Annotated in this window: 16 protein-coding genes and 1 riboswitch; of the genes, 8 read left to right on the top strand and 8 right to left on the bottom strand. The window is 71.3% G+C overall.

The features are described from left to right. The first annotated feature begins 12 nt into the window (after positions 1-12). Together OG828_RS36005 and OG828_RS36000 are read left to right on the top strand one after the other, a co-directional pair. Positions 13-642 (top strand): TetR/AcrR family transcriptional regulator, encoded by a 630-nt coding sequence (locus tag OG828_RS36005; protein ID WP_328366232.1) that lies wholly within the window; start codon positions 13-15, stop codon positions 640-642. A 478-nt stretch (positions 643-1,120) separates the two neighbouring features. Next, positions 1,121-2,632 (top strand): phytoene desaturase family protein, encoded by a 1,512-nt coding sequence (locus tag OG828_RS36000; protein ID WP_328503529.1) that lies wholly within the window; start codon positions 1,121-1,123, stop codon positions 2,630-2,632. A gap of 41 nt (positions 2,633-2,673) precedes the next feature. Here OG828_RS36000 and OG828_RS35995 read toward each other — a convergent pair whose 3' ends face one another. The 6 genes from OG828_RS35995 to OG828_RS35970 form a co-directional block, all read right to left on the bottom strand. Next, complete coding sequence (locus tag OG828_RS35995) at positions 2,674-3,657, bottom strand: SCO2102 family sporulation regulator (RefSeq protein ID WP_328503528.1); 984 nt, start codon at positions 3,655-3,657, stop codon at positions 2,674-2,676. A 56-nt stretch (positions 3,658-3,713) separates the two neighbouring features. Continuing rightward, a complete protein-coding gene (metF, locus tag OG828_RS35990) occupies positions 3,714-4,637 on the bottom strand; it encodes a methylenetetrahydrofolate reductase [NAD(P)H] (RefSeq protein WP_328366223.1) in 924 nt (307 codons plus the stop codon). Positions 4,638-4,741: 104 nt separating this feature from the next. After that, a complete protein-coding gene (thiE, locus tag OG828_RS35985; RefSeq protein ID WP_328503527.1) occupies positions 4,742-5,398 on the bottom strand; it encodes a thiamine phosphate synthase in 657 nt (218 codons plus the stop codon). A gap of 185 nt (positions 5,399-5,583) precedes the next feature. Next, on the bottom strand, positions 5,584-5,955 hold the full coding sequence (locus tag OG828_RS35980; protein WP_058925820.1) for an Rv2175c family DNA-binding protein: 372 nt from the start codon (positions 5,953-5,955) through the stop codon (positions 5,584-5,586). A 102-nt stretch (positions 5,956-6,057) separates the two neighbouring features. After that, positions 6,058-7,287 carry an NAD(P)/FAD-dependent oxidoreductase gene (locus tag OG828_RS35975; protein WP_328503526.1) on the bottom strand — a complete coding sequence of 410 codons (1,230 nt, stop codon included), beginning with the start codon at positions 7,285-7,287 and terminating at the stop codon, positions 6,058-6,060. Positions 7,288-7,319: 32 nt separating this feature from the next. After that, positions 7,320-7,670, bottom strand: a complete 351-nt coding sequence (locus OG828_RS35970) for a hypothetical protein (protein ID WP_210576149.1) — start codon at positions 7,668-7,670, stop codon at positions 7,320-7,322. A gap of 52 nt (positions 7,671-7,722) precedes the next feature. Next, positions 7,723-7,834, top strand: a riboswitch (TPP riboswitch). Here OG828_RS35970 and thiO point away from each other — a divergent pair. The 5 genes from thiO (at position 7,832) to OG828_RS35945 (ending at position 12,894) form a co-directional block, all read left to right on the top strand. Continuing rightward, a complete protein-coding gene (thiO, locus tag OG828_RS35965; RefSeq protein WP_328366206.1) occupies positions 7,832-9,010 on the top strand; it encodes a glycine oxidase ThiO in 1,179 nt (392 codons plus the stop codon). Its footprint overlaps the riboswitch before it by 3 nt. After that, positions 9,007-9,207 carry a sulfur carrier protein ThiS gene (gene thiS / locus OG828_RS35960; RefSeq protein ID WP_328366203.1) on the top strand — a complete coding sequence of 67 codons (201 nt, stop codon included), beginning with the start codon at positions 9,007-9,009 and terminating at the stop codon, positions 9,205-9,207. The genes thiO and thiS overlap by 4 nt, the downstream gene beginning before the upstream one ends. 2 nt (positions 9,208-9,209) lie before the next feature. Continuing rightward, a complete protein-coding gene (locus tag OG828_RS35955; RefSeq protein WP_328503525.1) occupies positions 9,210-10,004 on the top strand; it encodes a thiazole synthase in 795 nt (264 codons plus the stop codon). Between the two features lie 98 nt (positions 10,005-10,102). Continuing rightward, entirely contained in the window at positions 10,103-12,010 is a 1,908-nt protein-coding gene (pknB, locus tag OG828_RS35950; protein WP_328503524.1) for a Stk1 family PASTA domain-containing Ser/Thr kinase, read from the top strand. A 17-nt stretch (positions 12,011-12,027) separates the two neighbouring features. Then, positions 12,028-12,894, top strand: a complete 867-nt coding sequence (locus tag OG828_RS35945; RefSeq protein WP_328366195.1) for a deoxyribonuclease IV — start codon at positions 12,028-12,030, stop codon at positions 12,892-12,894. A gap of 9 nt (positions 12,895-12,903) precedes the next feature. Here OG828_RS35945 and OG828_RS35940 read toward each other — a convergent pair whose 3' ends face one another. Next, positions 12,904-13,179, bottom strand: a complete 276-nt coding sequence (locus OG828_RS35940) for a hypothetical protein (RefSeq protein WP_328366192.1) — start codon at positions 13,177-13,179, stop codon at positions 12,904-12,906. A gap of 14 nt (positions 13,180-13,193) precedes the next feature. Between OG828_RS35940 and OG828_RS49670 the strand changes: the two genes are divergently transcribed. Then, positions 13,194-13,355, top strand: a complete 162-nt coding sequence (locus OG828_RS49670; RefSeq protein ID WP_443060222.1) for a DUF4396 domain-containing protein — start codon at positions 13,194-13,196, stop codon at positions 13,353-13,355. 69 nt (positions 13,356-13,424) lie between these two features. Here OG828_RS49670 and OG828_RS35930 read toward each other — a convergent pair whose 3' ends face one another. Next, a complete protein-coding gene (locus tag OG828_RS35930; protein ID WP_328366191.1) occupies positions 13,425-14,057 on the bottom strand; it encodes a sulfite oxidase-like oxidoreductase in 633 nt (210 codons plus the stop codon). Positions 14,058-14,137: the final 80 nt, after the last annotated feature.

Genomic DNA, 14,137 nt, shown 5'->3' with positions numbered 1-14,137 from the left:
AGAATCGGGGCCATGGAACGCAGCAGCGCCACGTCGGGCGTCAGTACGCGCCGCGAGGCCACCCGGCAGAAGCTCTACGAGGCGGCCGTCACGCTCATCGCCGAGCAGGGCTTCTCCGCCACCACCGTGGACGAGATCGCCGAACGCGCCGGGGTCGCGAAGGGCACGGTCTACTACAACTTCGCCAGCAAGTCGGTCCTCTTCGAGGAGTTGCTGCGGCACGGCGTGGGACTCCTCACCGCCTCCCTTCGGGAGGCGGCCGACAGCACGGCGCGGGAGGGCGGCAGCAGGGTCGACGCCCTGGACGCGATGATCCGGGCCGGGCTCGTCTTCATCGACCGCTATCCGGCGTTCACCCAGCTGTATGTGGCCGAGCTGTGGCGCACCAACCGGTCCTGGCAGTCCACCCTGATGGTGGTACGGCAGCAGGCCGTGGCGGTCGTCGAGGACGTGCTGCGGGCGGGCATCGAGGGCGGCGAGTTCAGCGACGAGATCGACATCCCGCTGACCGCGTCCGCGCTGGTCGGCATGGTCCTGGTGGCCGCGCTGGACTGGCAGGCCTTCCAGCCGGAACGGTCACTGGACGATGTGCACGCGGCGCTCTCGCGGCTGCTCCAGGGGCGCGTGAGCGGCGGGAAATAGACCGCCGACAGAAGGCGGTAGCTGGCAGCCGGTAGGCGCAATGGAAAGCGCCGGTCCGATATGGCCGCGTCCCCCGCGGGCCACCATCGAACCGGCGCTTCCTCGTGCTCCCCCGTTGTCCCCCGTGTCCCCCGTTGGACCCCGTTTCGGTCGTTCCCCCGGGTCCCCCGTCTCGCTCCCGCCGACCGGGGCCGGCGGAAGGAGCGGATCGTGGCCCCGCTCCGTTCCGGCGCCCCGTGTCGCCGGTGCCGGAGCCGAGCCCCTTTCCGTGCCCCCACTCTCTCGTTCTCGCAGGTTGGGCCCCATCCGCGCGCGTACTCATCTCCCTCACTAGGTACGTGTACTCAGTCCTGCGCACGCGGGCCCAGGTACTCCCTCCGGCCCGGGCCGGAGGTGCCTGGGCCGAGGCGACCGACCTGGCCAGGGCGACCGACCTCCCGCGACGGCATTGTCAGTGGCGGCCGATAAAGTCCCTGGCATGGCACGAATTGCGGTGATCGGCGCCGGGATGGGCGCGCTGGCGGCTGCCGCCCGGCTGGCCGTCGCGGGCCACCGGGTGGCGGTGTACGAGCGGACGGAGACGTACGGCGGTGCGGTGCGCCGCGTCGAGCGCGACGGGTTCGCCTTCGACACCGGCCCCGGGACACTGCCGCTGCCCGCGGTCTACCGCGATCTGTTCCTCAAGACCGGCAAGGAGCCGCTGGAGGCGTGCGTCGAGCTGACCCAGGTCGACCCGACGGCACGGCATGTCTTCGCGGACGGCACCGAGGTGTCCCTGCCGAACGCCTCGCGCGCGGGCGTCGTCGCCGCGTTGGACGAGGCGCTGGGCGCCGGCGCGGGCGCCCGCTGGGGCGACTTCCTGGTCCGGGCCCGCGAGGCCTGGGACCGCACGCGCCGGCCGCTCCTGGAGGAGCCCCTGTGGCCGAACTGGTCGGTGCTGGCCGAGCGCGAACCCTACCCGGCGGTCCCGCACAAGCGCCTGCTGCGCACCCGCCGGGCCGGCACGCTCGCCGAGATCGCCGCCTGGGAGCTGCGCGACTCCCGGCTCACCGCCCTTTTGGAGAGCCACGCGCTGGCATACGGCCTGGATCCGCGCGTCGCCCCGGCCAGCGCGGCCGTGCTGCCTTACCTGGAGCATGCGTTCGGCACCTGGTATGTCCGCGGCGGTGTGCGGGAGTTGGCGCGCGCCGTGTACGAGCGGTGCCTGGCCCGCAGGGTCGAGTTCCACTTCGGTGCCGAGGTCACCGGGGTCGTGGAGAAGGACGGCCGGGCGGCGGGCGTGGAGCTCGCCGACGGGAGCGTGGCGGAGGCGGACACGGTCGTCGGAAACGGCCCCTGGCGCGTGGCCGATCTGATGCGCGGGCACGCGCTGTACCCACCGGAGGCCATCGAGCCCCACCCCGAGGGCATGGCCCCCGGCCGGATCGTGGTCTGCCTGGCACTGCGCGGAGCGCGGGAGACGGGGGCCGCGCACCGCACGGTGGTGCACACCCCGGACCGGGAGGGCGAGTTGGACCTCTTCGGGCTCGGTGAGCCGCCCGCGCGGCCGACGGTCCGGATCGACCGGCCGGACGACCCGGCGCTGCGTCCCGACGACGCCCACGAAGCGGTGGTGCTCACCACCACGGTGCCGTCGCTGACGCACCACGACTGGACCGCGCCCGGCGCCGCCGACGCCTTCGCGGACCGAATGGTCACCGAGGCCGAGCGCGCGATACCGGGCCTGCGCGAGCGGACACTGTGGCGCGAGGTCCGTACGCCGGAGCACACCCGCCAGGAGACCGGCGCCGAGGGCGGTGGCGTCCCCGCACCCGCGCTGGCCGCGGCGGAAGGCACCATGCTGCACCCGGCCAACAGCACGGCGATACCCGGGCTGTTCACGGTCGGCGGTTGGTCACACCCCGGCGGAGGTCTCCCCCACGCGGGCATGTCGGGCGCACTGGTCGCCGGACTGATCGTCGAGGGACCGGACTTCCGGGGCTCTCAGTGAGCCGGCGGTGAGCTGGAACTGCGGGACCGGCTGAGGCCGGCTCAGAACCGGTACTGCTGCTCGTCGTACCCGTTCCCCTGCTGCTGCCCGTCCCCCTGGTACGGATACGGCTGTTCCTGCGGAAGTTCGCCGCCGTAGGCCTCGTCGGTGCGCTGCTGCGGGACCCACACACCGCCGGGCGGGGTCTGTGAGCCGTACTCGCCGCCGGCGTACTGGTCCTGGCCGTAGCCCTGCTGGCCGTACTGCTGCTGGCCGCCGTAGGTGGCGTTGGCGTCGTACCCGGAGCCGTCGTAGGTCTGGGTGCCGATGTACGGGTCGGAGTAGGCGGCGTACTGCTGCTGGCCATTGGCGTCGTAGCCGTACTGCTGCTGGTCGTAACCCGAGTAGTCGTACGCGTAGGCCTGGTCGACGCCCTGGGCCGCCGCCGCGTACTGGTCCTGGGTCTGCCCGGCGGCCGCGTACGACGGGTCCGCGCCGGCCGGGTAGGAGGAGGTGTCGGTGTATATGCCGTAGGAACCAGTGTCGTCCGGCAGGGGCTGGGGCTCGTAGACCGACGTCGTCTCGGCGGCCGTGGGATCGGCGGCGCGAGCCGGGGTGAAGACGTCGTCGCGGTCGTAGTCGTCGTCCTGGCCGTAACCGGCGTTGCCCTGGCCGTACTTGAGGTTGTCGGGGCCGTAACCGCCGTCCGCGGCTTGGAGGTCGGTGACCTCCAGCGTCGGCTCCTGGCGGTCCGGTTCACCGCGGCGGCGCTTGCTCGCGCCGAACGACGGGCGGCCGGCGACCGCCCAGCCGGCCGCGAAGCCGCTGCGGAAGGACAGCGTCACGTAGGTCTGGCCGACCGCGAAGGCAGCCGCGCCCAGGCCGATGACGATCACGTTCGCCAGCAGCACGCCGAGGACGACGCCGAGGAAGCCGACGAAGGCGAGCACTCGCCAGCGCAGCCGTGCCTTGTACTGCAGCAGCACCTCGCCGAGCAGCCACAGCGCGACGATGCCGAACGCGATGTAGAGGACCGTCCAGCCCATGTACGCCCCTCTCCCAGTGGCCGCTACGCAGTGTGTCGTATACCGGTGTGGCCGGTCTAGGCCTGCGGTGGGTGGTGCAGGCCCAGGTTCTCGTAGATTTCCAGTGTCGCCGTGGAGTTGTTGAGTGTGATGAAGTGCAACCCGGGCACTCCCTCGGCCAGCAGCCGCGCACAGAACTCCGTGGCGAACTCGATCCCGATCGAGCGTACAGCGGCCGGATCGTCTTTTGCTGTGAGGATCCGCTCTTTCAGAACGGCCGGGATGGCGGCGTTGCTGAGCTGCGGCAACCGCTGCAGCATCTTGACGCTGGTGACAGGCATCACCTCGGGAATGACCGGGGTCGCGCAGCCGGCGGCCTCGACGCGGTCGCGCAGACGCAGATACGACTCCGGCTGGAAGAACATCTGCGTGATCGCGTAGTCGGCGCCGGCCCGGCACTTGTCGACGAAGTGCGCGACGTCCGTGTCCCAGTCGGCGGAGCGCGGGTGCATCTCCGGGAAGGCGGCGACGCCGACGCAGAAGTCGCCCGATTCCTTGATGAGCTGGACGAGTTCGGCGGCGTAGGTGACGCCCTTCGGGTGCGGTACCCAGTCGCCCATGGGGTCGCCGGGCGGGTCGCCGCGCAGGGCCAGCATGTTGCGGATGCCGGCGGCGGCGAACTGGCCGATGACATTGCGCAGCTCGGTGACGGAGTGGTCGACCGCGGTGAGGTGGGCGACCGGCGTGAGGGTGGTGTCGGCGACGATCTGCTCCGTCTCCTTGACCGTGCTCGCGCGCGTGGAGCCGCCGGCGCCGTAGGTCACCGACACGAAGTCGGGGGCGACCGCCTCGACCCTGCGCAGCGCGTTCCACAGGCTCCGCTCGCCCTTGGGGGTCTTCGGCGCGTAGAACTCGAACGAGTACGTCGTCTTGCCGGCTGCGAGCATGTCACGCACGGTGCGTGCGCGGTCAGTCCTGGTGGATGCGGTTCCGAGGGCCATACGGGCAGGTTAGTGGGGGCTGGTCGGTCCCCCAACCGGACCCCGGAAGTTTGCCCGATTTGTCGTCTTACTGTCCACCCATCGGACAAACATTGCGTTACGCGCTACGCCGCCCTCAGCCGCTTCGCGAACTCCGCCGCCGCGGCCCCCGGATCCGCCGCCTCCGTGATGGCCCGCACGACGACGACCCGGCGGGCGCCCGCTTCCAGCACCTCGTCGAGGTTGGCCAGGTCGATGCCGCCGATGGCGAACCAGGGGCGGTCGGTGCCGAGGGCGGCGGTGTGGCGGACCAGGTCGAGGCCGGGGGCGTGACGGCCGGGCTTGGTGGGGGTGGGCCAGCACGGGCCGGTGCAGAAGTAGTCCACGCCGTCCTGGGCCGCGGCCGCGGTCGCCTCGGACCCGGCGTGTGTCGAGCGTCCGATGAGGACGTCGTCGCCGAGGATCGCCCGGGCCGCCGGGACGGGCAGATCGCCCTGGCCGAGATGGAGTACGTCGGCGCGGGCGGCGTGGGCGACGTCCGCCCGGTCGTTGACCGCGAGGAGCTTGCCGTGCCGGGCGCAGGCGTCGGCGAAGACCTGGAGGTGCTCCAGTTCCTCCGCCGCCTCCATGCCCTTGTCCCGCAACTGCACGATGTCGACACCGCCCGCCAGGACCGCGTCGAGGAACTCGGGCAGGTCACCCTGGCTCTTGCGGGCGTCCGTGCACAGGTAGACGCGGGCGTCGGCGAGCCGGTCGCGCAGTGCGGCGGCGGTGTCGGGCATGGGTGTCCCCCTGTTTGTCGGTGTTGATGGTCGATGGCGTACGGGCCGCGGCGCGCGTGCCGTCGCGGGTGTCCGTCAGCGGCCAAGGGCCGCTCGCCGGCCGCTGTGGGCCGCACTGGACCGTGGCCGTGGCCTTCGCGGGCCGCGGCCCGTACGCCGGACGTGTTCAGGTCAGCGTGCGGTGCTCAGACGGCGAGCGCCTGGGCGCGGCGCTTCACCTCCGTGCCGCGGTTCTCACTCAGGGCCTGCGCGGGGGTGCCGGGCAGGCTCTCGTCGGGGGTGAAGAGCCACTCGAGCATCTCTTCGTCGGTGAAGCCGTCGTCCCGCAGGAGCGTCAGGGTCCCGGACAGGCCCTTGACCACCTTCTGCTCGGCCCCGTCGATGAAGGCGGCGGGGACGTGCAGCGCGCGGTTCTCCCCACGGCGTACGGCGATGAGCTGGCCGTCCTTGACCAGCTGCCGGACGCGGGTCACCTCGACATCGAGCATTTCCGCGATGTCGGGCAGGGTGAGCCAGGCGGGGACGAGAGCATCGATCTTTGCGTCAATCTCGGTCACGGGACAAGCGTGCCATCCCGGACTGACAGTCGGAAGCCAGACCCGTCCGACCTGCGCCAACGCGTTACGCCATGACGGTCGTCGCGCCCACCACGAACCCCCTTACGCCGTCGCCGTCTTCAGCGGGCGCGCCGGATCCGAGATCAGTACCGGGTTCATCTCCGCGCCCGCCTCGATCAGCCGCCGCCCCTGGGCCAGGTCCCTGGGGCGGCCCACCGCCAGCAGGGCGACCAGGCGGTTCTCGCGGAGCCAGCACACCGTCCAGGACGGGCCGGAGGGGTCGCCGCGCCACAGGGTCGTGTCGGCGGACGCGTGGTGACCGGCGTACTGGACGAAGCGGCCGAACTGCTCCGACCAGAAGTACGGGACCGGGTCGTACACCGCAGGGGCCTCGCCGATGATGTTCGCCGCGACCGTACGCGGCCCCTGGAGGGCGTTGTCCCAGTGGTGGACCAGCAGGCGCTCGCCATACCTTCCCGAAGGGAAGGAGGCGCAGTCGCCGACCGCGTAGACGTCCGGCACGGAGGTCTGCAGCCGGTCGTCGGCCACCACCTCGCCCTGCTTGCCCAGCTTGATGCCCGAACCGGCGAGCCAGGCGGTGGCGGGCCGGGCGCCGATGCCGACCACGACGGCGTCAGCGGGCAGCCGTGAGCCGTCGTCGAGGACGACCGTGCCGGGTTCGACGCGCTCCACGCGCGCGTGCGTCCGCAGCACCGCGCCGGTGTCGGCGTACCAGGCGGCCATCGGCGCGGCCACCTCGGCGGGCAGCGCTCCCGCGAGCGGCCGGTCGGCGGCCTCCACGACGGTCACCGCGCAGCCCGCCTCGCGCGCCGCCGTGGCGAACTCCGCGCCGATCCAGCCCGCGCCGACGACCACGATGTCGTGCTGCCGGGCGAGCACCGGCCGCAGCCGCTCGGCGTCGTCCAGGGTGCGCAGCAGATGGACGCCGGGGACGCCCTCGGCGCCCGGCAGCGGGATCGGTTCCGCACCGGTGGCGAGGACCAGGACGTCGTACGGGACAGGCCCGGCCTCGGTGTCCAGCTCGTGTTCGGCGGGGCGCACGCCCAGCACCTCGCGCCCCAGCTCCAGTTCGATGCCGAGTGCCTCGAAGTCCACGTCGAAGGCGGAGCCCTCGGCCTTGCCGAGCAGTACGGCCTTGGACAGCGGCGGCCGGTCGTACGGCTGGTGCGGCTCGGCGCCGATCAGCGTCACGGTGCCGGTGAAGCCCTGTTCCCGCAGGGCGACGGCCGTCTGTACCCCGGCCATGCCCGCACCTGCCACGACCACGCGCCGCGGCTGTGACGTGCCTCGTTGCTGCGTCTGCTCGCTCACCTGATCACCATAGACAACTGACGATCCGTCAGTCAGGGGGCGTGCTCCGTGACCTGCTCCACAACGCTGGTTCCACTGCCCGCCTGCGACTCCCACTCCCAGGTCTCCGCCAGGCGCACCCGCCCGTCGGGAAGCTCGGTCACCGTCGACACGCAGTGACCCGACGACGTCGTCCCGTCCCGCTTGAGCTGCACGTACCGGAAGTCCAACCGGTCACCTTCCCTGGTACCCACCAGATGCCCGCGTACGACGTCCCCGCCCGCGTACTCGGCCCAGATCTCGCCGGCCTTCTCGTGGTACGTGAACCGGGTGCGAGTACCCACCTGACCTGGGGCTTGATCGGCAACCGGGGCGAGGACGAGACCGTCGAGCGAGCGGGCCACAGGCGGAGGCTCCCTTACTGAGACATACGGCAGAGGGCTAGGGTGGCCAACGTAGAGCACTCGCGGGAGCCCGGACGCACCGGGCTGAGAGGGAGGCTGGCGGCCTCCGACCGTACGAACCTGATCCGGGTCATGCCGGCGAAGGGAGGGGCTGGACGCCCATGTCGCATACGTCCGACAACGCAACGTCCGACACCGCAGACGTCCTTGTCATCGGGGGCGGAATCATCGGACTCGTGACGGCGTGGCGGGCCGCGCAGCGCGGGTTCGTCACGGCCGTCGTGGATCCCGAGCCGGGCGGCGGAGCCGCGCAGGTGGCGGCCGGGATGCTGGCCGCCGTCACGGAACTGCACTACGGCGAGCAGACCCTGCTCGGTCTGAACCTCGCCTCGGCCCGCCGCTACCCGGACTTCGCGGCCGAACTCACCGAGCTGACCGGCCACGGCCTCGGCTACCGCCAGTGCGGCACGCTCGCCGTCGCCCTGGACGCCGACGACCGCGCCCATCTGCGCGAACTGCACGCGCTGCAACGGGCGTCGGGGCTGGACTCCGAGTGGCTGTCCGGGCGGGAGTGCCGGCGTCTGGAGCCGATGCTCGCGCCCGGTGTGCGCGGCGGGCTGCGCGTCGACGGCGACCACCAGATCGACCCGCGGCGCCTCGCCGGTGCGCTGGTCGCCGCGTGCGAGCGGGCCGGAGTGGTCTTCCACCGGACCTGGGCCGAGCGGCTGTCGGTCGTACGGGAGCGCGCGGCCGGTGTCGTCACGCGCGACGGCACGACCGTGGGCGCGGGGCAGGTCGTCCTCGCGGCGGGCAGCCTGAGCGGACAGCTCGCGGGCGTTCCGGAGGACGTACTGCCGCCTGTACGGCCCGTGAAGGGGCAGGTGGTGCGGCTGACCGTGCCGGAGCGGTTCGCGCCGTTCCTGAGCCGGACCGTGCGCGCCGTGGTCCGCGGCAGCCATGTCTACCTGGTGCCCCGCGCGAACGGCGAGCTGGTCATCGGCGCGACCAGCGAGGAGCTGGGCTGGGACACGACGGTGACTGCGGGCGGCGTCTACGAGCTGCTGCGCGACGCGCACGAGCTGGTCCCCGGCCTCACCGAGCTGCCGCTGACGGAGACCCGGGCCGGACTGCGCCCCGGCTCCCCCGACAACGCGCCGCTGCTCGGCCCGACGGACCTCCCCGGCCTCCTGCTGGCCACCGGCCACTACCGCAACGGCGTGCTGCTCACGCCGGTCACCGGCGACGCCATGGCCCACGCGCTGGCCACCGGTGAACTCCCGGACGAGGCCCGCCCCTTCACCCCGAAGCGCTTCGGCGCACTCACGGAGCTGCCCGCATGATCGTCTGGATCAACGGTGAGCGTCGGGAGGTCACCGACGGCACCGCCCTCGACACCCTTGTGAAGTCCCTCACCGCGGCGCCCTCCGGAGTGGCCGCCGCCCTGAACGAAACCGTCGTCCCGCGCGCGGAGTGGTCCGCCACATCCCTCTTCGAGGGAGACCGCGTCGAAGTCCTCACGGCCGTCCAAGGAGGCTGACCATGGCTGACGATCCCTTTGTCATCGGCGGTACGGCCTTCTCGTCCCGTCTCATCATGGGTACGGGCGGTGCGCCCAGCCTGGAGGTCCTGGAGCGGGCACTCGTCGCCTCCGGCACGGAGCTGACGACGGTCGCGATGCGGCGGGTGAACCCCGATGTGCACGGTTCCGTGCTGTCGGTGCTGGAGCGGCTCGGCATCCGGGTGCTGCCGAACACGGCGGGCTGTTTCACCGCCGGGGAAGCCGTCCTCACCGCCCGGCTGGCCCGGGCGGCGCTCGGCACCGACCTGGTGAAACTGGAGGTCATCGCCGACGAGCGCACCCTGCTGCCCGACCCGATCGAGCTGCTGGAGGCGGCCGAGACGCTGGTGGACGACGGGTTCACGGTGCTGCCGTACACGAACGACGACCCGGTGCTGGCACGGAAGCTGGAGGACGCCGGCTGTGCCGCGATCATGCCGCTCGGCTCGCCCATCGGCTCCGGACTCGGTATCCGCAACCCGCACAACTTCCAGCTGATCGTGGAGCACGCGCGCGTGCCGGTGATTCTGGACGCGGGAGCCGGTACGGCGTCGGACGCGGCGCTGGCGATGGAGCTGGGGTGCGCCGGTGTGATGCTCGCCTCGGCGGTGACGCGGGCGCAGGAGCCGGCGCTGATGGCCGCCGCCATGAGGAGCGGGGTGGAGGCGGGGCGGCTGGCTCATCGGGCCGGGCGGATTCCGCGACGCCACTTCGCTCAGGCGTCCTCTCCGGCTCAGGGCATGGCACGGCTGGACCCCGAGCGCCCCGCCTTCTGATCCCGTACGTGCGACGTGCGTCACAGCTCGGCTGCAGTAGAGCCCCTATCACGACCGAAACGGCGGTTGTGTCAGCGGTGGATCGTAGACTCACCTGCGTGGATACGACCCTTCAGGACCCGTTGGTCGGGCAGGTGCTCGACGGCCGCTATCGCGTGGACGCGCGGATCGCCGTCGGCGGGATGGCCACGGTCTACCGGGCCGTGGACACCCGGCTCGACCGTGTCCTCGCACTCAAGGTGATGCACCCCACACTCGCGGCCGACGGCTCCTTCGTGGAGCGGTTCATCCGCGAGGCGAAGTCCGTGGCGCGACTGGCTCATCCGAACGTGGTGCAGGTCTTCGACCAGGGAACCGACGGGTCGTACGTCTATCTGGCCATGGAGTACGTCGCGGGCTGCACGCTCCGTGACGTACTGCGCGAGCGCGGGGCGCTCCAGCCGCGTGCCGCGTTCGACATCCTGGAGCCGGTGCTCGCCGCGCTGGGTGCAGCGCACCGCGCCGGGTTCGTGCACCGCGACATGAAGCCGGAGAACGTGCTGATAGGAGACGACGGCCGGGTCAAGGTCGCCGACTTCGGGCTGGTGCGGGCCGTGGACACGGTCACCAACACCACCGGCGCGGTCCTCGGAACGGTTTCCTATCTCGCCCCCGAGCAGATCGAGCACGGCACCACCGACCCGCGCGTCGACGTGTACGCGTGCGGCGTGATGCTCTACGAGATGCTGACGGGCGACCGGCCGCACCAGGGCGAAAATCCCGCGATCGTGCTCTACAAGCACCTGCACGAGGACGTCCCTCCCCCGTCGGCCGCCGTCCCGGGGCTGCCGTACGAGCTGGACGCGCTGATGGCGTCGGCCACCGCCCGCAACCCCGACATCCGGCCGTACGACGCCGTGGCGCTGCTCGCCCACGCGCGCGAGACCCGCGGCGCGCTCAACGCGGAGCAGCTGGACGCGGTGCCGCCGCAGGCGATCACGTCCGGACACCTCAACGCGGACGACCGTACGAGCGTGATCCCGCGTGCGCTGACCCTCCCGGTGAACGAGGACGAGCCCGAGGTCCACCGCACGAGCCGCTTCCAGAGCCCGCCGCCCCTGCCGTCGCGCCGCTCCGCCCCGCCCAGGGGACGGCTGTTCACGATCATCGCGGCCGTCCTGCTGGTCTTCGGCGTGGGCGCCGGTATCTGGTACATCAACTCCGGCCAGTTCACCCGGGTCCCCGCGCTGGTGACGAAGACGGAGGCGCAGGCCCGGGAGCGGCTGGAGTCGGCCGGTCTCGAGGTCGGCCAGGTCAAGCACGCGTACAGCGACACCGTGAAGCGCGGTTCGGTCATCAGCACCGATCCGGAGGTGGGTGACCGGATACGGCAGAACGACTCCGTGACGCTCACGATCTCCGACGGCCCGCAGAACGTGAAGGTGCCCGATGTGGAGGGCTACCGGCTCGACCGGGCGCGGTCCGTGCTGAAGCAGGAAGGGCTGGCGCCGGGCATGGTGACCCGGGAGTTCAGCGAGGACGTCGAGGCGGGCTTCGTGATCAGCACCGACCCGGGCTCGGGCACCACGCGGCGCTCCGGCTCCGCGGTCGCGCTCACCGTCAGCAAGGGCAGCCCGGTGGAGGTCGCCGACGTCGCCGGCGCGAGCCTTCAGGACGCGAAGGCGGAGCTGGAGGAGGCCGGCCTGAAGGTGCGGGTCGCTGCCGAGCAGGTCACCTCGGAGTTCGACAAGGGCCAGGTCGCGCGCCAGTCCCCGGCCGCCGGCAGCGAGGCCGCCGAGGGCGACACGGTGACGCTGACGCTGTCCAAGGGCCCGGAGATGGTCGAGGTCCCGGACGTGGTCGGCGACAGCGTCGACGACGCCAAGGCCGCACTGGAGGCCGCCGGATTCCAGGTCGACGAGGATCGCGGTCTGCTCGGACTGTTCGGCGACACCGTCAAGAAGCAGTCCGTGAAGGGTGGCAAGACGGCCCCCAAGGGGTCGACGATCACCATCCAGATCCGCTGACGGGACCCGCGAACAGAATGACCGGCAAGCAACCGCGCAACCCCGTCGGCGGACATGTCCCCGTCGCCGGGGGCCTGAACTCCGTAGGCCTGACATACGCCCGTGACCTCAAGGCCGAGACCGTGCAGGTCTTCGTCGCCAACCCGCGCGGCTGGGCCACGCCCGTCGGAAACCCGCGGCAGGACGAAGAGTTCCGGGCGGCCTGCGCCGCCGAGTCGATCCCGGCGTACGTCCATGCCCCGTACCTGATCAACTTCGGTTCGCACACCGAGGCGACCGCGGAGAAGTCGGTGGAGTCCCTGCGGCACTCGCTGCGGCGCGGGCGGGAGATCGGGGCGCTGGGCGTGGTCGTGCACACGGGCAGCGCGACCGGCGGCCGGGACCGTGCCGTGGCGCTGAAGCAGGTACGCGAGTACCTGCTGCCGCTGCTGGACGAGCTGACCCACGACGACGACCCGTATCTGCTGCTGGAGTCGACAGCGGGCCAGGGTTCCTCGCTCTGCTCACGCACCTGGGACTTCGGACCGTACTTCGAGGCGCTGGACGCCCATCCGATGCTGGGCGTCTGCCTGGACACCTGCCACATCTTCGCCGCCGGACACGACCTCACCGGGCCGAGCGGTATGCACCAGACGCTCGATCTGCTGGTGGACACGGTCGGCGAGGGCCGGCTGAAGCTGATCCACGCCAATGACTCCAAGGACGTGGTCGGCGCCCACAAGGACCGCCACGAGAACATCGGCGCGGGTCACATCGGCGAGGACCCGTTCCGCGCACTGATGACCCACCCCGCCACCGAGGGCGTCCCGCTGATCATCGAGACGCCCGGCGGCAAGCAGGGGCACGCGGCGGACGTGGAGCGGCTGAAGAAACTCCGCGATTGAGGCGCCGGATCAGTCCTCGGTCTCGAACAGGACGTGCGACGTGTCGACGAGGTGGACCACGAGCACGATCAGGAGACCATCACTGATGACGTACTCGACTGCCATGGTGTGGGTCAGCGCGAGCGAGCGTGTGTTCTCGTCGCCGGAAATCGCCGCGGAGATCTTGATGCGGGGATCCTTGGCCAGTATGGCAAGCCCGCGCTGAAGCACCTCAAGGCGGTCGTCCGGAAGACTGTCGCGCACGCGCGCCGCGGCCTCCGAGAAGATCACGTTGAAGACGGCCACCCGGGGCTCCCTGCATGGTTGTCGTAGTAACCGGCAACGAGCTTACCGGCGCGGACGGCACCTCCGCGCCAGTCACGGTCACCGTGGACGCCGGGCTCGCCGACCCGATGTTCTGGTGGGTGCTGGCGGTCGCACTGGCCGTCGCCTTCGTCCTGACGACGCCGGTCAACAAGTGAATGATCGGCCGGGGCAAGGGACATGCGGTGGTGCACCAGTACCACCACTGACCGGTACGCCAGGAGAGCTCAGAGCTCGGGGCCGTCCCCGGGCTCCTCCTGGTAGGAGTACCGCTGTTCCTTCCAGGGATCGCCGAGGTTGTGATAGCCGCGCTCCTCCCAGAAGCCACGGCGGTCGGCGGTCATGTACTCCACCCCGCGCACCCATTTGGGACCCTTCCAGGCGTACAGATGGGGGACGACGAGGCGGAGCGGGAAGCCGTGCTCGGCGGTGAGGAGTTCGCCGTCCTTGTGGGTGGCGAAGATCGTGCGCTCGGCGGCGAAGTCCTCGAGGCGCAGGTTGGAGCTGAATCCGTACTCGGCCCACACCATCACATGGGTGACCTCGGGTGCGGGCGGGGCGATCTCGAGGATCGTACGGGCCGGAATCCCGCCCCATTCCGCGCCGAGCATGCTGAACTTCGTCACGCAGTGCAGATCGGCCACGACGGTGGTGTACGGCAGGGCCGTGAACTCCTCATGGGTCCAGGAGTCCTTCTCGCCGTCCGCGGTCGCGCCGAAGACCCTGAACTCCCAGCGCTCGGGCCGGAACTTGGGGACGGGACCGTAGTGCGTGACCGGCCAGCCGCGCTGCACTCGCTGCCCCGGCGGAAGCTCCGGCTGTGCCGTTCCTCCAGATTCGCGCTCCACCGGCTGACCCATGTCTCCATCCTGACAGACCCGAGGCAGTGCACCTGACCGCCCTGGACCGTACATATCGGACTAAGCATGCCCTTACTTAC

It is taken from the genome of Streptomyces sp. NBC_00457 (assembly GCF_036014015.1).
GTDB lineage: Bacteria > Actinomycetota > Actinomycetes > Streptomycetales > Streptomycetaceae > Streptomyces.
This window is presented reverse-complemented; position numbering and strand designations above follow the sequence as displayed.